This window comes from Neobacillus soli NBRC 102451, from assembly GCF_001591665.1.
Lineage (GTDB): Bacteria > Bacillota > Bacilli > Bacillales > Cytobacillaceae > Neobacillus > Neobacillus soli.
In genome coordinates, this window is sequence record NZ_BCVI01000036.1 from 132,006 (window position 1) to 151,865 (window position 19,860).

A 19,860-nucleotide genomic window follows, 5' to 3' on the forward strand; every position below is an offset into this window, starting at 1 on the left:
ATTAGATAACCTCCTTCGCTCTTAGTTCTTCTAATTCAAAGAATCCCTGTTGAATTCTACTAACAAACTCTTGATTATTGGGGCCGCGTTTTTTAAAGCGTTCAATTACTCCCTGCCATGTGTCTGGTTGATCCGTCAGCCATTTTTTATTTTCAACATCAAATTTGCACGGAAAAGGGACATCAATCACGTACTTCCCTTGTTCCTCATCAAAATGGGCGGGAACTTTTATACCAATTGATTCACAAAATGGCACCGCTGTTGACAACCATTTTTGCCTTAGCTCATCATTTGTGCTTCCTTTGAGCTTATAATCTAATTGAGCCGAACGGCTTTTGAGGTTGTCAGAGACTCCGAAAAACTCTAAAGCCATTAAGAACATCCAATCCACCGCTTCTTGAACTTGCTTGGCTGTTTCCGGGCTTTTCATTCCCGCCTTCATAATGATTTCCCCATTGCGTAAGTGGAAAAGCTCTTCTTTGTCTACCTTCACTAAGGCACGTTTCCATGGACCATATGATGTGTTGTGGTAGGCATCTCCCAGCAGGGTGTATCCTGAGCGGTCAAATAGGCCATTAAAAACGCCTAACTCAATCCAATTGTCTAATTTAAAATCAAAGGCATATGGGTTTTTCCAACGATTGGCAGGGCGATTATAAAGAAGCTCATCAACATCTTCACCAAGATCCTCTAATAGTCGATAGGCAATATGTGCGTGGCCGATTTCGTCCTGAATAACAGCAAGTGCTGTAATCTTATAGTTTAGATTTGGGGCTTGATTGTATACGGTTAAAAGGGGAGGTACACTCAAAAGCTCTGTGTCGCCAACAATGGTTAACGTCTGTTTTAGGGCACGGAGATACTCATCATTCATATCATCTCTACACTCAAGCATAAATCCCTTTTGAATCTTATCTATTAAAACTTCAGCCTGACTCATATTGCTCGCCTCACTTTATTACGTTTTTTATTTCATCGTCTATATATGATAATATAGATTATTTTAAATTGTCTGTCAATATATTTATTACGTTTTTACAGTGATAATATTAAAAACATAATATCCATAAAAAAAAAGACACCATTCACTGTAAAAATGGCGTCTTTCGCTTATCTGTATTTTATTAGTAATCCTCTACTACTCACCTTTAAAGTTCGGTGGCCGTTTTTCCTTAAAGGCTTCTAAGGCCTCTAACCGATCTTTAGTAGGGATTATCACCTCATAGGCCTTCGCTTCAATCGCTAAACCTGTGTTTACATCTGCATTGCTTCCGTAATTTATCGCAAACTTCGCCTGTGTGACGGCAAGTGGAGCATTTTTCTTGATTTCCTCTGCTAATTCAATAGCGGAATCTAGTAACTGGCTGCGTTCAACCACCCTATTTATGATTCCCAAATCAAAGGCTTGGGCAGCATCTATCCTTCTAGCCGTTAAAATCAATTCCTTTGCTTTCGATGTTCCAATTAAGCGGCTTAAACGCTGTGTGCCGCCAGCGCCGGGGATAATTCCCCAGCTCACTTCCGTTAACCCCATGGTTGCTTCTTTAACTGCCATGCGAAAATCACAAACAAGGGCAAGCTCCAGCCCGCCGCCAAGCGCATAACCATTGATAGCAGCGATGGTTGGCTGCGGCAACTCTTCAATCTTTGTGAACACATCCCGGATCATATTCACGTTTCTACGTACTTCTTTTTCGTTGAGTGTGCGTCTTTCCCGCAAATCTGCGCCTGCACTGAATGCCTTTTCTCCAGCTCCAGTAATAATAACGACACGTGTATCCTTATCTAACTTAAGGCCGTCTATCACTTCTTCCAATAGTAAAAGTGTATCATAATCAAAGCAATTTAATTGTTCAGGGCGATTAATGGTCACGACCGCTAAATGATTTTCTATCTTTAATTTTACTTTTTCCAAATCGAACCCGCCTTCTAATTAGGGATTAGTCTTTTTACGAAGCGCATTAAACATAAACTTCTTTAAAAGGATTAATTGCTTTGTCTCTTACCGGCTTTATTTCTTGGTCTGGTGCAGATTCATAGATGGATTCAAAATAGCGAATGGATGGTATCGAGATTAATTGATGAATATTCCAAAATAGTTCTCTTGCTTTTGTTCCTACCCAATCCTCCGGCAGTAAATCGCGGGGAAAGCCTGGGTCTTGGAAGAGAAATTTTCGATATTCATGAACGATAGATGTTCGTTTAATGAAACATTCTTCATCTGTTAATGTATTGGTTAAGGCCTTCTCCCGTAGTTGTTCAAATTCCGGGGAATACTTTTCAATGAATTTATCGTAATTATCAGAAACCTGACCAATGTCCCATCCCTTTTCAATAATACTGTCGTTTGTATGCGAGACAACATCGGAACAGCTAAATAAAATGGTATTTTCCTCAATTTGATAAATCTTAATCATTTCCATTACCTGGTTTTCGAGTGGATTAGGGCTGATCCAGGTACTATTTGAAATCATGCCAAAACCTGTCCAGGTAAGCTCCTTGCGGATTTCATTGCGAAGCTCTCGTTTTTCCTCCGGGAAGGAATAGCTTAAAATTCTCCACTTGCCATCCCAAGCTGCTCGAGGGGCTGCATATACCCTTGTCACTCCATCATCCACCCTTCGTTTCCCATGTTCTGTAATAGAGTAATAGCTTTTATTGCCCTTTTTTCTGACCTTCAATAAATTCTTCTGGACCATTCTTAAGATTGCACCACGAACAGAGGATTCTGAAATACCAAATCCACTCATTAGCTGAATTAAACTCCCGACCCAGATTTCTCCCCCATAATATTGAATGTATTCTCCATATAGAGTAAACATTAGCGATCTCGGCTTCATAATTGCCACCATCCAGTAATTTATAATTTCATTTGTCTTTCTTTAGGAGACATTTATATTATAGAGGAACGCCATCATTTATGCATTAAACCTGGGCCTGTTTTCATCTGCTTTTACATGAATATTTTTGCTTAGAATCGTTTTAACATCCTCTGGAATGATGACTGCTTTGATTCCTTCGGCAGACTGCTCTACCCAGCCGCGCACTTCGTAACCGTAGGCAACGCGTTTTCCATCCCTATAAACCACATGTCTCAATTTAATGGTCTTTCGATTCATTTCTTCCACCTGTGTATGAATCGTGATCAAATCATCATAAAGCAGTGCTTTTTCAAACGTACATTGCACATCGAGAAGCGGCACAATAATTCCTCGTTCTTCTTCCAACTTTGCCGGTGATAAATCACAGCTTCTAAAAAATTGATGGCCTGCAATATCAAACCATTTAAAGAAGTTCGGATAATAGACAATCCCCGCTTTATCCGTATCACCCCAATTGACCAACACTTCAAGCTCATTTGATCGCACTCAGAGGCCTCCTTTCACGTTTACCCTCACTTGATTAAAATGGCGATATCGATAATCGATATCGCCACTTTGTATATTACTGACCTGACCAATCAGCGCTGCGTTTTTCAATAAATGCACTCAAGCCTTCTTTCGCATCTTGGGAACGGAATAATAGATTTTGCAGTTCGCCTTCATAACGGATGGCCGCATTTAACGGCATTTCTTTTCCATTCATAATCGATAGTTTAATATTCGATGCCGCATATGTCGCACTGTTAGCAATTTTCTCTGCATACGCCAATGTCTTAGCTCTTGTTTCCTCTTGTGGGAACACGCGATCAACTAATTTTATTTCCAATGCTTCTTGCGGTGTTAGTGTTTCTCCCGTGAGGTTCAAGTCAAGCGCTTTAGAATGGCCAACTTGACGTGCAAGACGCTGGGTGCCGCCTGTTCCTGCAAGGACACCAAGTGTTATTTCTGGAAGTCCAATCTTACCGGCATTGTCACCCATAAAGCGTAAGTCGCAAGCGAGGGCCATTTCCAACCCTCCGCCCACTGTATGTCCTTCTAAACAAGCAATCCAAATTTGCGGGGAACGCGCGATTTTATCTAATGTCTCATTACAGAATAAGCAGAATTGCGTTTTAAAGCGCGGCTCAGCGGCCTTTAGAAAGTTAATATTTGCTCCAGCAGAGAAGAATTTAGGCATGTCACTCATTAAAACCGCCACTTTAATATCACTATCAAAACGAATATCATCAATCGCCGCATTTAATTCTTTGTAATATTCCAAGTCATAGGCATTCGTTTTATTGACATGGATATGTACCTCTGCCACACCCTTCAATTTTTTAACTGTCAGCATTTTTGTTTCCGTTACTGTAGTCATTTTAAATCCTCCTCAAAGTTTTCATTATGGTTTTATTTCTATCGTCCTTATTTCATAATATATAAAATATTTTCACTATTTGCAATACTTAAAATCCATCTGTTTACGGTGGTAAATATGACATTTACTTTCATTTTCTTTACTATCCTCACTTTTTCTCACATTTAGTATTTTTCACACCATCATAGTAAAAACCTACGAGCAATCGTGACTACATTATTTTTTTTCGACAACCGTTACAATTACCTATAACGAAATAATTGCCGCTGAAATATTTCATTGCTATAATACAAATTAATTTCAAAATTTTGAAAATACTTTATTGATAAATTTATCTTCTTGAGAGGTGTATTCTTTGATTGAATTGAAAAACGCTTGCTGCGAGGTATTCCCAATCATTATTCCTGATCGGTCTTCATTAAAGAGTGTTAACTTCTTTTTAGTTAAACAGGGGCATTCCCTTTCATTAATCGATGCTGGTTGGAATAATGATGAATGCTGGAATGGACTAATCGAAACGCTAAACAAAAATGGCTTCACTCTAAAGGATTTAACGGAAATTATCCTGACCCATCACCATATTGACCATGTTGGATTAGTCAATCGTATTACGTCAGAACATCCGATTCCGGTTTATGCCCATCCTGATTCCATTCCCCGTTTAAAAAGGGACAGACATTTCCTAGTGATGAGGGTCGAATTTTACGAACAGCTTTACCACGAAATGGGTTGTGGTGAAAGCGGGGAACATCATGCTGCCTACCTAAAAAAGGCTATGGAGCGCAATAAACAGAACATTATTCAAGCTGATATCACTAAAATTATTGATGATCCATTGTTCAATTTTCATATTATCGACGTTCCAGGACATTCCCCGGATCAGCTTGCTTTTTATGACGAAAAACAAAGTTGGTTGTTTGCCGGTGATTTGTTGATTGAGCATATTTCAAGCAATGCTTTAGTGGAACCAGATTTATTGGGGAACAGAACCCCAACACTGCTTCAACATATTGACTCTTTAAAAAAATGCTTAGCCTTAAATGTGAAATGTGTCTTCCCCGGTCATGGCTCGTTAATTGAAGATCCACATTCATTAATTTTAAAACGATTGGACCGTACAGAAGCAAAATCAGAGCGATTTATTCAATTAATCAAGTCAGGTATATCAACCGGAAGTGAGCTCGCCATTTCCTTTTACAAAAAGACTTATTACGAGCAATTTTCTCTTGTTATGTCAGAAATTATTGGTCATTTAGATTACTTAGAGATTAAAGGGAGACTTAAAAAGGAGCTTATTCAAGGCATTTGGCATTATTCGGTTATTGAAAGCTAGAAAAAAAGGATCATGCAATTTCTACATTGCATGATCCTTTTTCTTATTTCAACGCTTTTCCATTTGATAGCTTAAGGTCGTTAATGGTGTCGAATTTAATAAAATTTCATTGGCTCTAACCTCATATAAGCCATATGGAACCAAACGAAGGCCCGGCAAAAAGTCACAGGTTAAGAAGAGCAAGGTATACAGGATGTCATGGAATGGAAACCCGCGTTCCTGCAGGGCTGACAACAACTGTTCATGATAGTCCAATGCAGAATCAAAGGAAGGATCTGGTGTCATCATGCCTGTTACCGGTAAAGGAATTTCTAATACCACTTTATCACCGTCTACAATCGCAATTCCTCCCCCCATGTCGTGAACCCTTGAAGCTGCTTTTGCCATCGCTTCAGGATTTCGACCAACCACCAAGAGTTCCGTCGTTGTATTATATGTGGAAGCCATACCATCAAGATTTACAGCAAATCTTTCCAAGATCCCCTTGGCCACCCATTCTCCATTGCGGTCAATTAAGGCTGCCTGTAATAATCCGTCATGGCCAGCAAGATTGGCGTAGCCATTTACAGAAGGAAGGTCGGTATCTTTTCTTTGGGTAATGACATTACTTTTAAAATAAACAACGGGGACAGGTTCACCTTCAGATGGATGTGGATAGCGATATAGATTCATATTTTCCAAGACCGATTTAGGGAAGGCAAATGGTTTGCGAACCATATATCTATTCCAATCGATTTCAGGGAGTGAAGCAGTTAACTTTCCATTTTCAGCCGCTATTTTCCCAGAGGCAATCACGATATCGGGACGGAAATCGACAAGGTCAGGCAAGACCAGAATGTCAGCCTTTCTGCCCGGAGCAAGGCCGCCAATATAATCATCAAGTCTTAAGTAGGTTGCAGCATTGATGGTAACCATCTGAATCGCAGTCATCACCGGGACACCAAGTTCGACTGCCTGCCTTACAAGCCCATCGACATAGCCTTCTTTTTCAATAAATGAAGGGTGTGGACCGTCTGTTGTCATAATGACCCTGCTTGTACTTACATTCCCCTCGGTAATCAGTTTTACAATTTCCTGTAAATCGGGACGAAGTGAGCTATTTCGAAGTGTCGTCCACATTCCTAATCGGAGGCGGTCAAACGCTTCTTTTGCTGTAATTGCTTCATGACATGCCGTTACACCGGACGCGACAACGGCATTTAATTTTTCATAGGAGCAGCCTGCTGTATGCCCATCGGAGACCTTACCCAGTTTCTTGATAAAATCCATGGTATCAAGCAAGAACGGATCACCATTATATAACAACGGCCAGCGCGTTACTTCGGCTGATCCTACGACGTCATCAAGTTCAAGCAGCTCTCTGATATCCTTATGGTTATACCACTCCCGTTCCCCCGGATAATCCGCTTGGGATACAAGCCGGGTCAGCCAAAAAAAGTTGCCGGGCAATGGTTTTAAATCGCTTACCATTTCTTTAAAACCTTTTGCTCCCATATGTAGATAAAAAAATAAATTATCGTTTACAGTGGAGGTGGTACCTAATGGCAGGACTTTCCCTGTCACACTTACTGGATTATAAAAAACCCATGGATGGGCATGCGCTTCGATAAACCCTGGTGATAGGTACTTCCCTTCCGCATTAATTACTTTTGTCTGCTCGCCAATAGCGGCTTCACTTGTTCCAATATAGGCAATACAATCCTTATAAACGGCAATATTTTGTTTCAAAAATTCCCCGGAATACACATTGATAACCGTACCGCCTTTAATATATAGATCAGCGGGCCGAACCCCTTTTGCCACTTCAATCAATTCACTTCTTTGCGCTATAAGGTCCATAATTTCACTCCTATCATCTGTATTATTAAATAGTAATAGGATATTAAAAAACATCATTATGTTTTTACTAATATCGTACATTTAACATAATAGTAATAGGAACACGATTTATATGTCAATAAAAACGAACTAAATAGACAAAATAGTCAATCAATTAACTTCTTGCCTTTTTGATTTTTTTACTACCATTCTTAACTAAATAAATTATTAAAGGCTTGAATCCCAAAGTAAATCCCAAAGCCAATCAATGAAAGAGCAGACAGAAAGGAAATGATAACAAGTAAATGCGAGGTTAAAAATTTGCGAAAGCTGCTCGCTACACTGGCCATGGCGATATCCCATAGCAGCAATCCTATAAAAATAGCACTGCTGTAAAGTACTAATTGACCGGTATCATAGGTTGCTGCTGTCTTTGCCAGGACGGAACCGTAAATGCCCAACCAAAACAAAATGGTCAATGGGTTGGAGATGGACATCAAGAACCCTGAAAAAAAGGATTTGATCAGCGGTTCCTGACCCCTTGAATGCTCCAAATGGACTTTTCCGGCATTCATAAACGTTTCTATACCCGTATACATAAGGACAAAACAGCCAAAAAACCAGAGAAAGGTTTGCATAATTGCAGTTTCAAGAAACTGGACGACCCCTATGTAAACAACAAGCATATATATTCCGTCGGCAATAACTGCCCCGACCCCAATAAGCCACGAGTGCATAAAGCCGTTTCGTATTCCCCTGTCAATTTGCGCCGCATTGACTGGTCCAATCGGCGCTGCCAGAGATAATCCTAACAGTATATAGCTTAAAAATACATTCATCCCTATCTCTCCCTAATAAATGAGTAGAAGCCTGTCTATCCATTTCTATTCAGGCAAGAGGGTTTGTACCACAAAAAAAGAAGCTTTCCCATTTGAATCGGGGAAACTCCTCGGCAATGTATGTTAGTTTTTAGTTTCAGATGTTTTTCTAAAGTCGAAGGAAAATAACTCATCTTCTTCTTGTGGATGGAGCAAATGGTGCCTTGGTATCGGCAGATTAAGGGTATCAATATCGACTATATATTTTGGACGCTGTTTCGTTTCCTTATATATTTTCCCAACATACTCACCTATTAATCCAATCGCAATTAATTGGAGCCCGCCAATCAGCCAAATAGAAGTAATCAGCGATGTCCAGCCTGTCTCGGTATTTCCCAAAAACTTTAGTGTTAAAAAATAGCCCCCGAAGAGAAGACTCATAAAAAAGGAAACAAAGCCAATGAGTAATACGAAACGGATGGGTGAGACGGAGAAGGAGGTAATGCCATCAAAGGCAAAGGCAAGCATTTTTTTTAAAGGATACTTGGTTTCACCAGCCTGCCGCTCTAATCGATCATAATAAACCACATCGGAACGAAAGCCAAGCAGTGGAACCATTCCTCTTAAAAATAAATTCACCTCATTAAACCGTTCTAACTCCTTAACGGCCCTCTTGCTCATTAACCGAAAATCCGCATGATTGTAAACAAGGTCCACACCCATCATTTTCATTACCTTATAAAAGCCTTGTGCCGTACACCGTTTAAACAGGGTATCCGTATCACGCCCTTTACGGACACCATAAACGATTTCAAAACCCTCGTGGTATTTTATGATAAAGTCGCGGATGACCTTAATATCGTCCTGCAAATCAGCATCAATCGAAACCAGACAATCAGATTGCTCTTTTGCCGCAAATAAGCCGGCAAGCAATGCGTTCTGGTGCCCGACATTACGCGCTAATTTTAAGCCCCGGACAAGCTCATTATGTAATCCTTCTTTATATATTAATTCCCAGGTGCGGTCCTTGCTTCCATCATCTACAAACAGGATCTTGCTTTGCTTTGACACAAGCGCATCATGAATCAGCCTCATCAAAAATTGTTGAAGCTTATTAATAGTCTCTGGTAAAACCGCTTCCTCGTTATAGCAAGGCACAACAATTGTTAGAACTGGTTCCGTCATCTGTTAAAAACCCCCGCTGTCTACAAAGTCTTATATAAGTAAATTTTCCAGGCTGACGTTTTTGATACGAACACTTTATCTAGTGCTAGTTGATTTTGCTCGGCATTGTCGATGGGCAGTGCCGCGAAAATATAGCGGCCGCCCATTTCTTTAAAAACATCCGTATGCAACTCTAAATTTTTCAAATGGCGTTTGGAATCTTTTTTGATCATATATCTTTTCCCAAGCTGCGCTGTAAAAATATAGCAGCGTCCGCCCCATTGATCGAAATACTTGCGGATGGTTTTATTTTTCGCCAATTCCTTTTCAATTATTTTCCTAAACTGATGTTTATAGCTTAATGGATAAAAATTATTATAGGTGTCAAGTGTGTAAAAGCCATTATACTGGGCAATCGCCGGGTGGATTCCGATACTGGCGACACGATACTCCTCCTTTGGCAGTGCAATATGATCGTTAATTTCTTCGAACAAAGCCTCAGCGTAAAATTGCTTCACTGTCGGCTTTTGTCGATAAATAATTTCGTCATTAAACAGGCACAAAAAGAGAATTTGAAAGACGGCAATCCATTTAGCTGTTTTGGCCCAGCCCAGGCCTTGGAGCGAAATGACCTTTAGGGCGAGCGCAAACCCTGCATAAATAACAAGCGGCCTTAAAAAGTGATAACGGGCAAAATTAAAGGTATCCAAAAAATGAAATCGCTTCGTTAACGGAAGCCAGCCTTCATAAAACCAAAAGGCATACCAAATCGATAACAAAATATTTACTAAAAAAAGAAAGACAAATAGTTTTTCCTGCTTCCAAAGCTTTTTAAAAAAGACAAAATAGATGGCAATAATCGTGGCGGGCAAAATAAATAACGTATGAACCGTCATCACATGGGTATGCCCCAGCAGGAAATTTTTCAATGCAAGCCGGGCAGCTCTCCAAAAAGATAGTTCCGCATGGAAATATTCATCACGGCTATTTGGTTCGCCCGTCACTAAAAAGGAAGAAACGAGCCGATATTCGACGAGCATAAAAATAACAGTCATATACACAATGGCAAACAAGAAGCGCAGGTTCCAGCCCTTTCCTCTTAAACAATCAGTTAACCAAAAAAGACCCATAGCAGTTAAGAAAAAGAAAAATCCCAACACAATGCTTGCGTACAAAGGCAATAAAGTGAGGACTAGATACTCCTTCCAGGTCCCCTCCCCATTTCGAATAGTGAGAAGGGCCCAAAGTGCAAGCGGCATCCCTAGCGTACTCAGCATCCCCGACGGCCAAAATGGCGTTAGGGCAAAGGCAAGTGCTGCTCCGATTTGCAAAAATAGCCACTTCTCTTCTGGAAGGAAGTGTTTTTTCAGAAGCCAATACATACCGAAAAAGGCGACTATTCTTGTCAAAGCCTGGCTTAATGCATAGGCAATCATCGTCGGAAAAAGCTTATATAACCAAACAATAATGCTGTATTCTGTCCCAAACGCATTTCTTGGCAAGGTTCCATTAATGATTTGCGGAATGTTCGCATTAACAAGCCCAAACATTTCCCCACTTCTCGCCAGCACCTTATACCACGCTAAATTCGAATCTAAATTATCATGAACACGTATATGCGCATTTTCCTGCAGAATAAAAAGCGGAGAAAGATAAATCGCTAGCGTAATCAAAGCAAGGACGACAAGTATTTTTTCCCTTTTCGTTTCGATAACCACTCAACTACACCTCTTCAATCCAAGACTCCAAAGGAGCTATCCGTTATAAACTTTGCATCCCTGGTAAATATTATTCCCTTTTCTCCACAAATAAGGTTAGCCAATAAATTAATAAAGATGAAATTGGCCTTGTTCTAGCCTATTTTTTTGCAATAAGAGGCTTTTCGACAAAACTAGACGTTTCCCATTATTTACATTTCATAAATTCCCTGTTAAAATAAATTTAATCATTAAAATAAATTTTAACGATAAATTAAATTTTTCCAGGAAGGATGATATTCATGTTTAAAATTCTTCAAAACCGGGCCTTTCTTCGTTTTTGGTTAGGTCAAATCATTTCCCATCTCGGCGACGGCTTCACTAGGATTGCCATCGTTTACCTAGTGGCAACTTTAACGAAGGATCCACTTGCCATTGGTTTAGTCATCTTTGCCCAGCTTCTCCCGACTGCCTTTTTCGGTCTTCTATTAGGGCCGTTAGCAGATAAATATAACCGTAAATGGTTAATGGTCGGGGCTGACATTTACCGGATGGCAATTGTGCTCTTGATGATTCCCTTCCATCACTCCGCCATAGCACTAATCATCTTAATTGCTTTCCAAGGGCTTGGTTCCGCGCTTTTTGATCCGGCCCGTTCCTCATCAATTCCAGATCTTGTCGGCGAAGAAAATATTCAGCAGGCCATTTCCCTCTCGCAATCTACGAGGGCAGCAATGGATATTATCGGTCCCTCTGTTGGTGCCTTATTGATGATGACCAACAATTACAATATTATTTTTGGCATCGATGCCGTCACCTTTGCCCTTTCCGCCCTGTTCATCCTTACACTGCGGAATCTTGGTAAAACTAAATTCGCTTTAGTGGCCGCTTCGGAATCGTACTTCCAATCCATTGGGTCAGGTGTAAAAGAAGTTATTGGGATGCCGGCGTTACGATTCTTACTAATTCTTTTGTTACCAATTACTCTAGTCTGCGGCGTATTAAATACAAATCTTGTTGCTGTTCTTACTAATGAATTTCATGTATCGGCTTTTCATTTTGGCTTTATTGAGGCAGCCACGGCTGTTGGTGTTATTGTTGGTGCTGGTATTGCCGCCCCATTTGCCCTAAAGAAATTCAAGGCCAGTACTGTTCTTTTAACAGGCACAGCCGCAATTGGAATTTCGATGGTGTTAATCATTCCTTTAGAAACCTTTCAGTCTCTTTATGGTCTCCTTCCTGTCTATATTTGGAGTATAATGGTAGGTGTATTGAATGCCTTTTTAAATGTGCCGTTAAGCAGTTTGTTTTTAAAAGTTACTCCGGCTGCCTTCAGGGGCAGAGGGTCATCATTATTAGGGTTTACGGCCAGCTCAGCGATGATGATTGGAATTTTGGCAGGAGGCTGGTTATCGAAAGAAATCGGCGTTTTATATGGCACGGCTATCTCAGGTGCCCTTTTAATGACCGTCGCCATTTTAATGCCCTTACTGAAGGGATACAAAAGCCTTTCAGATAACAGCGAACCTCAATCTGCACGGGAAACGCCAAAGCCGGCTGCCGTTAATTAATCTTGGGGGTTAGTTTTGTGAAAAAAATTGATGATATCGAAATAGCGAAAATGATGTTGGATGTCCGAAAAAGAGGGATCCTCGATATTGCTAAAGAACCTGTTACCGTCAGCCAAATTGCTGTGGAATTGAATGAGAAGCCTTCACGGTTATACTATCATGTTAAGAAACTTGAAGAAGCAGGACTTTTAGAGCTAGTCGAAACCCGCCTGCAGGGAAATTTAATTGAAAAATATTACAAACGGACAAAGGCTGCAGGAAGAAGTTTTGAGCTGGATGAATCTTTACTAAAAGAACATCATGGTACCGTGATGGAAGAAATCATGAAACTGCTCCAACCTGGACTCAAGCTATTACAATCAGAGTTAAAAAAAGGAAAACCGGACTTTGATAAGCAAGTAAACTTAATGATTAGTTTACCAACGTTGACCGGAAGAGAGTGGGAAACGTCGCACGAACGAATGATGGGGGCGATTCGGGAACAATCTGACGGGGATGAAAAGTTAGAAGAATCGAGCCTGCCAAACCTTACTGAAGAAGAGCTGAATAAAAAATCCAAATATGCCTATATAATGTTAAGCTATCGTGTTGATGACGCAGTCGAGGACTGAAATTGTGAACATTGACCCACACCCAAAATATCATTAAGGATTATTAGATTCGTCCCCTTTGGTAAATAATAGGACGATACCTAAAAATGAGGTGTGGGTCGTGCCAAATAGAGTTTATATCAGCTTTTTACGAATGCCTCTCCTAGTTCGCATCCTGTTCATTGCACTGCTAGTGTTTTTATCCTTTGGAATATCGATTCATTTTTTAGAGCCTGAAACCTTTCCAACTATTTTTGATGGCATTTGGTGGGCAATTATAACCGCCTCAACGGTAGGATATGGAGATTATGTGCCGCAATCCACCCTGGGCAGACTAACTGCGTTAATTTTGATATTGCTTGGTGTTGGATTTGTTTCCTCCTATTTTGGAACTTTAGCAGCGGCAGCCGTAACAAAACAAGATGCTTTTTCAGAAGGAAGAATCCCCTATAAGGGCAAGGGGCATATCATTATCATCGGCTGGAATGAACGTTCTAAAGAGTTAGTGGGCAAGCTGACAAACACGAAATACCCACAAATGATTGTGCTAATAGACGAGACACTTGAAGCAAATCCGGTGAAATCGAAATTTGTCCATTTTATCCAAGGAAAAGGACATGTGGATGAAACGATTATTAAAAGTGATATCGAAAAAGCGGATAAAGTCCTTATAACTGCCGATCGTGGCAATGATGAACTCCAGGCCGATATGAATAGCATATTAACATTGCTGACGATTAAAGGCCTTTGCCCGCAAGTAAAATGTATAGTCGAAATTTTAACCGCTGAACAGGTCATTAATGCACTAAGAGCTGGTGCGGATGAAGTGATCCAATCCAATAAACTGACAAGCGTTTTTATGGTCAACAGTCTGCATTCCAATGGGGATGGGGTCTTATCAAATGTTGTTCATCAGCTCCAGGAAAGCCGATTGTCCTCTAGTCCAATTAATGAAGCTGATATCGGAAAAACCTTCAGTGAAATATGTCAGGGAATGTCTGCGAAAGGAATCCTGTTAATCGGAATTCAAAGAGGAGATAAGACCTTTTTGAATCCCAGCCACTTCTTACCAATCGAAGAACATGACCAACTACTAATTATTAGATAAGGTTTACATCAAAAGAGTGCTGATGCAACAAACGCATCAGCACTCTTTTTAAATTTCTATAGTCGTTTCTCTAATTCTGCCTTTTTCTCCTCATAACCTGGTTTACCTAAAAGGGCAAACATATTGACTTTATAAGCCTCTACGCCCGGTTGGTCAAATGGATTGACACCAAGCAGGTAGCCGCTCATGGCACAGGCTTTTTCGAAAAAGTAAACAAGGTAACCAAATGTAAACTCATCCATCGCTGGAATCGTGACAATTAAGTTTGGCACGCCGCCGTCCGTGTGGGCCAGCATCGTACCTTGGAAGGCTTTGTTGTTAACGAAATCCAGTGTTTGTCCGGCAAGATAATTGAGACCATCCAAATCCTGCTCGACCGCTTCAATTTTCAGCTCGCGGCGTGGTTTTTCCACCTTAATGATTGTTTCAAATAAATCGCGGCGTCCTTCCTGCACGTATTGTCCAAGTGAATGGAGGTCTGTCGAAAAGTTTGCTGAAGATGGGAAAATCCCCTTTTGGTCCTTCCCTTCACTTTCGCCAAACAGCTGCTTCCACCATTCGGAAAAATATTGAAGACCTGGCTCATAGTTGATTAGCATTTCAATTGTTTTGCCTTTATTGTAAAGCGCATTTCTAACCGCTGCATATTGGTAGGCCGGATTATCTTCAAGCTCGGATTGACCAAAGTCCCCTTGGGCCTGTGCTGCACCTTCCATCATTTTTTCAATATCCGCACCGCTTGCGGCAATTGGAAGTAAGCCGACAGCTGTTAATACTGAGTAACGGCCGCCGATATCATCTGCGATCACAAACGACTCGTAACCTTCTTCTGTTGCTAACGTTTTTAACGCACCTCTGGCCTTGTCCGTTGTCGCATAGATTCTTTTCCGGGCCTCTTTAAGACCGTATTTTTCCTCAAGAAGCTTGCGGAAAATACGGAAGGCAATCGCTGGTTCCGTTGTTGTGCCTGATTTAGAGATGACGTTGATTGAGAAATCCTTTCCATCAAGGAGTTCAATTACATCGCTCATATAAGTGGAGCTGATATTGTTTCCGACAAAAATGATTTGCGGTGTGCCGCGTTTTTCTTTTGTTAATGCATTGTAGAAGCTGTGATTCAGCATTTCAACGGCTGCCTTTGCTCCTAAATAAGAACCGCCAATCCCAATTACCAGCAATACATCCGAATCAGATTTGATTTTTTCCGCTGATTTTTGAATGCGTGAAAACTCTTCTTTATCATAGTTAGTTGGAAGTTCAATCCATCCTAAAAAGTCGCTGCCCGCTCCTGTCTGCTCATGTAAGGAATGATGGGCAACTTTAACGGCATCGCGTAAATATGTAAGTTCATGCTCACCAAAAAAAGTGAGAGCTTTCGAGTAATCAAAACGAACATGTGTCATATATGATCCTCCATAATTTTATTTATACTAACCACTTTAACGAATGACAGGCCGATTATCAAGGAAGGTCCACTGATGTAAGCGGACCCATTTTGAATATTTTTTTACTTTTATAATGATGCCCCATAAATGGCTAAACAATCATTGCGATTCAGCTTTTTAAAGTTACCAAATTCGCCATTTGCCATCGCTCGGTCAGCCATAAGTTCAAGCTTCTGATCATCAATATCATAATCTGCTAATTGAGACGGTGCCTCAATGCTATTCCAGAATTCACGTAATTTTGCAATTCCTTCGAGCCCTGCCTCTTCGGCACTCTTCCCGTCAGGGTCAACACCAAATACCCGAACAGCAAGCTGTTTGAAGCGTTCCGGTTTTACGCTTAGGTTATGCTTCATCCAGTGCGGGAAAAGAATGGCCAGCCCGCCGCCATGCGGGATGTCATAGACAGCAGATACCGCGTGCTCCAAGTTGTGTGTCGCCCAATCGCCGCTATAGCCCATATTTAAAATGCCGTTTAGTGCCATTGTGCCGCTGTAAAGAATGGTTGCTCGATGTTCGTAATTTTCTAGGTCTGCCAGCAATTTTGGGGCCGTTTCCATCACTGTAATGAGTAAGGATTCACACATGCGATCCTGAAAATCGGTGTTCTCTTCAAGGTGAAAATAATGTTCGAGTACATGTGACATCATATCGACGATTCCATAAATCGTTTGATTTCTTGGAACTGTATACGTATTGACTGGGTCTAAAATGGAGAATTTCGGATACGTTACTGGGCTTCCCCAGCCGTATTTTTCGTTGGTTTCCCAATTGGTAATAACCGAGCCAGCGTTCATTTCCGAACCAGTGGCAGCGAGCGTCAACACCGTGCCAAATGGTAGTGCCTCACTTGCAAACGCCTTTTTAACGACTAAATCCCAGGCATCGCCATCATATTTCGCACCTGCTGCGATTAGCTTTGTGCAGTCAATCACACTGCCGCCGCCAACGGCTAACAGGAACTCAATTCCTTCTTTTTTACAAAGTTCTACCCCTTTTCGGGCCGTCGAAATACGTGGATTCGGTTCTACCCCTGGGAGTTCAAACACCTCAGCACCGATTTCCCCAAGCAGGCTGGTGACCTGTTCATAAAGACCGCTTCGTTTAATACTGCCGCCCCCATAAACAAGCAGCACCTTTTTGCCATAGTGCGGTATTTCTGTTTTTAATTGTTCTAGCTGACCTTTACCAAAAATTAATTTGGTTGGATTCCAAAATGTGAAGTTTTGCAAAATAGACACCTTCCTTTTCATCCTTCATTATTATTTATAATGTGTTATTTTGCAAAAAAGCTGATTTGTTTTTATATAAGGTTGTTTTAAATTTGTCTATTGATTTGCGCTCCAGGTGCTTCGCGCACCTTAGGGCGGTCCGGGGAGCCTCCTCGGCGCTTTAGCGCCTGCGGGGTCTCCCCTGCCCCGTCCTCCCGCAGGAGTCTCGCACCTTCTGCTCCAATCAACATAGTTATAAAATCAACACAGACATATAAAAAATCCTGGCATCAATATTGATGTCAGGAACTTTATTATACCCATCCCCTTAATAAAGATGCTTCGGCCATTTTTCCTACTCCAACCATATAAGCGGCTAAGCGCATATCAATATTGCGACTTTGGGAGATATCATAAATCTGATTGAACGAGTTCACAAGCTTCTTACGGAGCCGTTCGGCTACTTCCTCTTCACTCCAGTAATACCCCTGATTATTCTGTACCCATTCAAAATAAGAAACCGTAACACCGCCTGCCCCTGCAAGGACATCAGGAACGAGCAAAATGCCCCGCTCCGAAAGAATCCTAGTGGCCTCCAATGTCGTTGGGCCATTCGCTGCTTCAACCACAATCCTTGCTCTAATGTTGGAGGCATTTTCAGCTGTGATTTGATTAGCTATGGCGGCTGGCACCAATACATCACAGTCGTGCTCGAGCAGTTCCTTGTTGGTGATTGCCCCTTCAAAAAGAGATGTCACAGTTCCAAAGCTGTCGCGGCGGTCCAAAAGATAATTAATATTTAATCCATCCGGATTGTATAGGGCACCATAAACATCGGATATTCCAATGATTTTTGCACCCCTCTCATGCATAAACTTTGCGATATAGCTGCCGGCATTTCCAAAGCCTTGGACAATAATGCGCGCCCCCTGAATTCGAATCCCACGTTTTTTTGCTGCTTCCTCGATGCAAATGGTTACCCCCGCAGCCCCAGCTTTTTCCCGGCCTTCAGAACCTCCAAGCACAAGCGGTTTTCCTGTGATAAAACCGGGCGAGTCGTATTTACGGAAACGGCTGTATTCATCCAGCATCCAGGCCATAATCTGCGAGTTAGTGTACATATCGGGTGCCGGAATATCCTTAGTTGGTCCGACAATTTGGCTGATCGCCCGAACATAGCCACGGCTTAATCGTTCAAGTTCACCAAAAGACAACGTCCTTGGGTTACAGAGAATAGCGCCCTTTCCTCCCCCAAAGGGTAAATCCGCAATCCCGCATTTCATGCTCATCCACATCGATAAAGCCTTTACTTCATCAACATCCACCCGGGGATGAAAACGGACACCGCCCATTGTTGGTCCAATTGCATCATTATGCTGGGCCCGGAAACCTGTAAATACTTTTGTAGAACCGTCATCCATACGAACGGGAATCCTAACATGGACCATTCTCAAAGGTTCTTTCAATAATTCAAACAGTTCCTCGTTATAGCCTAGTTTTTTTAATGCATCATGAATAACAATCTGTGTTGATGTGAGAAGATTTAATGTCTCTTTATCCTTTTCATCTACACGATTTGTTACATCATTAGTCCCCATTTTGCCCCCCTATATAATTTCCGCTTTTTCCATTATCCTAAAACTTTTTTAATCCGCTCAATCGCCCAGTCTAATTCCTCTTTACTAATAACAAGCGGCGGTGCAAAACGAATCACTGTATCATGTGTTTCCTTACACAATAGTCCATGGTCTTTCAATTGTTCACAATATGGGCGGGCTGTTTCTGTCAGCTCCACACCAATAAACAAGCCGCGGCCGCGTACTTCTTTAATCAATGGATTTTTTATTTCTTTTAATTTACTTATAAAATATTCCCCAAACTCCAAGGACCTTTCGGCTAGTTTTTCATCGACTAGGACATCTAAAGATGCAATTGATACCGCGCATGCCATCGGATTTCCTCCGAAAGTAGACCCATGCGATCCCGGATTAAATACACCTAAAATATCTTTATTGGCTACGACACAGGAGATTGGGAACACACCGCCTCCTAATGCTTTACCAAGAATATACATGTCTGGATCAATACTTTCCCATTCGCAGGCAAACATTTTTCCCGTCCGCGCCAAACCAGCCTGAATTTCATCGGCAATAAACAGAATATTGTTTTCCTTACATAGTTCAAAGGCCGCCTTCATAAAGCCGGCAGGAGGAATCACGATTCCTGCTTCACCCTGAATTGGTTCAATTAAAAACGCTGCTGTATTTGGAGTAATTGCTGCTTTTAATGCCTCAAAATCACCATATGGAATGAGTTTTATCCCTGGCAGCATTGGGCCAAATCCGCGCTTATATTCTGCATCAGACGACAATGAAACCGCTGTCATTGTCCTTCCGTGAAAATTTCCGATACATGCAATGATCTCTGCTTGGTTTTCGGCCACACCTTTTACATCATAGCTCCAGCGACGCGCCGCTTTGACCGCCGTCTCAACTGCCTCAGCACCTGTGTTCATTGGCAGAACCATTTCTTTATTTGTTAATTGACTTACCTTTTCATACCAAGGGCCGAGCTGGTCATTATGGAAAGCACGTGAGGTTAAGGTAACCTTATCAGCTTGATCCTTTAAGGCTTGAATGATTTTTGGATGACGATGCCCTTGGTTTACGGCAGAGTAAGCACTGAGCATGTCCATGAATTTATTGCCTTCAGGGTCTTCCACCCATACTCCTTCAGCATGCGAGATGACAATTGGCAGTGGATGATAATTATTAGCCCCATACTTCTCTGTTTTTTCAATCAACTCATTGGTATTGATGTTTGTTGTCATAAAAAGTTTTCCTCCCTTTCAAAAGTTGAAATATGT

17 protein-coding genes are annotated in these 19,860 nt (G+C 41.3%); 4 read left to right on the top strand and 13 right to left on the bottom strand.

The features are described from left to right. Position 1 precedes the first annotated feature (1 nt). The 5 genes from BSO02S_RS13435 to BSO02S_RS13455 all read right to left on the bottom strand — a co-directional run bounded on the left by BSO02S_RS13435 (position 2) and on the right by BSO02S_RS13455 (position 4,239). Positions 2 to 940 carry a Phenylacetic acid catabolic protein gene (locus BSO02S_RS13435; RefSeq protein WP_066067898.1) on the bottom strand — a complete coding sequence of 313 codons (939 nt, stop codon included), beginning with the start codon at positions 938 to 940 and terminating at the stop codon, positions 2 to 4. A gap of 198 nt (positions 941 to 1,138) precedes the next feature. Further along, positions 1,139 to 1,915 carry an enoyl-CoA hydratase-related protein gene (locus tag BSO02S_RS13440; RefSeq protein ID WP_066067901.1) on the bottom strand — a complete coding sequence of 259 codons (777 nt, stop codon included), beginning with the start codon at positions 1,913 to 1,915 and terminating at the stop codon, positions 1,139 to 1,141. Between the two features lie 46 nt (positions 1,916 to 1,961). Then, a complete protein-coding gene (locus BSO02S_RS13445) occupies positions 1,962 to 2,840 on the bottom strand; it encodes a PaaX family transcriptional regulator (protein ID WP_066067903.1) in 879 nt (292 codons plus the stop codon). A 78-nt stretch (positions 2,841 to 2,918) separates the two neighbouring features. Continuing rightward, positions 2,919 to 3,368 (bottom strand): acyl-CoA thioesterase, encoded by a 450-nt coding sequence (locus tag BSO02S_RS13450; protein ID WP_066067905.1) that lies wholly within the window; start codon positions 3,366 to 3,368, stop codon positions 2,919 to 2,921. A 76-nt stretch (positions 3,369 to 3,444) separates the two neighbouring features. Next, positions 3,445 to 4,239, bottom strand: a complete 795-nt coding sequence (locus BSO02S_RS13455; RefSeq protein WP_066067908.1) for an enoyl-CoA hydratase/isomerase family protein — start codon at positions 4,237 to 4,239, stop codon at positions 3,445 to 3,447. Between the two features lie 346 nt (positions 4,240 to 4,585). On the opposite strand from BSO02S_RS13455, the gene BSO02S_RS13460 reads away from it, so the two are divergent. After that, a complete protein-coding gene (locus BSO02S_RS13460; protein ID WP_096190835.1) occupies positions 4,586 to 5,572 on the top strand; it encodes an MBL fold metallo-hydrolase in 987 nt (328 codons plus the stop codon). Positions 5,573 to 5,620: 48 nt separating this feature from the next. Here the strand turns inward: BSO02S_RS13460 and BSO02S_RS13465 are convergent, their stop codons facing one another. From BSO02S_RS13465 to BSO02S_RS13480, 4 genes are all read right to left on the bottom strand, one after another. Continuing rightward, positions 5,621 to 7,411 (bottom strand): adenine deaminase C-terminal domain-containing protein, encoded by a 1,791-nt coding sequence (locus BSO02S_RS13465; protein ID WP_066067911.1) that lies wholly within the window; start codon positions 7,409 to 7,411, stop codon positions 5,621 to 5,623. A 191-nt stretch (positions 7,412 to 7,602) separates the two neighbouring features. After that, positions 7,603 to 8,229: a LysE family transporter gene (locus tag BSO02S_RS13470; RefSeq protein WP_066067914.1), complete on the bottom strand. Its 627-nt coding sequence runs from the start codon at positions 8,227 to 8,229 to the stop codon at positions 7,603 to 7,605. Between the two features lie 123 nt (positions 8,230 to 8,352). Next, positions 8,353 to 9,393 (bottom strand): glycosyltransferase family 2 protein, encoded by a 1,041-nt coding sequence (locus BSO02S_RS13475; RefSeq protein ID WP_066067917.1) that lies wholly within the window; start codon positions 9,391 to 9,393, stop codon positions 8,353 to 8,355. Positions 9,394 to 9,413: 20 nt separating this feature from the next. Next, positions 9,414 to 11,090, bottom strand: coding sequence for a DUF6044 family protein (locus BSO02S_RS13480; RefSeq protein WP_066067921.1), 1,677 nt, complete (start codon positions 11,088 to 11,090; stop codon positions 9,414 to 9,416). Between the two features lie 281 nt (positions 11,091 to 11,371). Here BSO02S_RS13480 and BSO02S_RS13485 point away from each other — a divergent pair, with 281 nt between their 5' ends. From BSO02S_RS13485 to BSO02S_RS13495, 3 genes are all read left to right on the top strand, one after another. Then, positions 11,372 to 12,640, top strand: a complete 1,269-nt coding sequence (locus BSO02S_RS13485; RefSeq protein ID WP_066067924.1) for an MFS transporter — start codon at positions 11,372 to 11,374, stop codon at positions 12,638 to 12,640. A gap of 17 nt (positions 12,641 to 12,657) precedes the next feature. Beyond that, positions 12,658 to 13,251 (top strand): winged helix-turn-helix domain-containing protein, encoded by a 594-nt coding sequence (locus tag BSO02S_RS13490; RefSeq protein ID WP_066067926.1) that lies wholly within the window; start codon positions 12,658 to 12,660, stop codon positions 13,249 to 13,251. 100 nt (positions 13,252 to 13,351) lie between these two features. Beyond that, on the top strand, positions 13,352 to 14,338 hold the full coding sequence (locus BSO02S_RS13495; protein ID WP_066067930.1) for a potassium channel family protein: 987 nt from the start codon (positions 13,352 to 13,354) through the stop codon (positions 14,336 to 14,338). A gap of 56 nt (positions 14,339 to 14,394) precedes the next feature. Here BSO02S_RS13495 and BSO02S_RS13500 read toward each other — a convergent pair whose 3' ends face one another. From BSO02S_RS13500 to BSO02S_RS13515, 4 genes are all read right to left on the bottom strand, one after another. Then, the gene (locus BSO02S_RS13500) at positions 14,395 to 15,741 is read right to left on the bottom strand and encodes a glucose-6-phosphate isomerase (RefSeq protein WP_066067933.1); all 1,347 of its coding nucleotides are present in this window, start codon (positions 15,739 to 15,741) and stop codon (positions 14,395 to 14,397) included. 110 nt (positions 15,742 to 15,851) lie between these two features. After that, positions 15,852 to 17,015 carry an iron-containing alcohol dehydrogenase gene (locus BSO02S_RS13505; protein ID WP_066067935.1) on the bottom strand — a complete coding sequence of 388 codons (1,164 nt, stop codon included), beginning with the start codon at positions 17,013 to 17,015 and terminating at the stop codon, positions 15,852 to 15,854. Positions 17,016 to 17,308: 293 nt separating this feature from the next. Continuing rightward, positions 17,309 to 18,592: a Glu/Leu/Phe/Val family dehydrogenase gene (locus BSO02S_RS13510; RefSeq protein ID WP_066067938.1), complete on the bottom strand. Its 1,284-nt coding sequence runs from the start codon at positions 18,590 to 18,592 to the stop codon at positions 17,309 to 17,311. A gap of 32 nt (positions 18,593 to 18,624) precedes the next feature. Next, entirely contained in the window at positions 18,625 to 19,824 is a 1,200-nt protein-coding gene (locus BSO02S_RS13515; protein WP_066067941.1) for an ornithine--oxo-acid transaminase, read from the bottom strand. Positions 19,825 to 19,860: the final 36 nt, after the last annotated feature.

Bases quoted from the DNA above. Each gene is read 5' to 3' on its own strand.
- BSO02S_RS13445 (WP_066067903.1), bottom strand. From the start codon at position 2,840: ATGAAGCCGAGATCGCTAATGTTTACTCTATATGGAGAATACATTCAA.
- BSO02S_RS13435 (WP_066067898.1), bottom strand. From the start codon at position 940: ATGAGTCAGGCTGAAGTTTTAATAGATAAGATTCAAAAGGGATTTATG.
- BSO02S_RS13455 (WP_066067908.1), bottom strand. From the start codon at position 4,239: ATGACTACAGTAACGGAAACAAAAATGCTGACAGTTAAAAAATTGAAG.
- BSO02S_RS13465 (WP_066067911.1), bottom strand. From the start codon at position 7,411: ATGGACCTTATAGCGCAAAGAAGTGAATTGATTGAAGTGGCAAAAGGG.
- BSO02S_RS13475 (WP_066067917.1), bottom strand. From the start codon at position 9,393: ATGACGGAACCAGTTCTAACAATTGTTGTGCCTTGCTATAACGAGGAA.
- BSO02S_RS13470 (WP_066067914.1), bottom strand. From the start codon at position 8,229: ATGAATGTATTTTTAAGCTATATACTGTTAGGATTATCTCTGGCAGCG.
- BSO02S_RS13515 (WP_066067941.1), bottom strand. From the start codon at position 19,824: ATGACAACAAACATCAATACCAATGAGTTGATTGAAAAAACAGAGAAG.
- BSO02S_RS13485 (WP_066067924.1), top strand. From the start codon at position 11,372: ATGTTTAAAATTCTTCAAAACCGGGCCTTTCTTCGTTTTTGGTTAGGT.
- BSO02S_RS13500 (WP_066067933.1), bottom strand. From the start codon at position 15,741: ATGACACATGTTCGTTTTGATTACTCGAAAGCTCTCACTTTTTTTGGT.
- BSO02S_RS13510 (WP_066067938.1), bottom strand. From the start codon at position 18,592: ATGGGGACTAATGATGTAACAAATCGTGTAGATGAAAAGGATAAAGAG.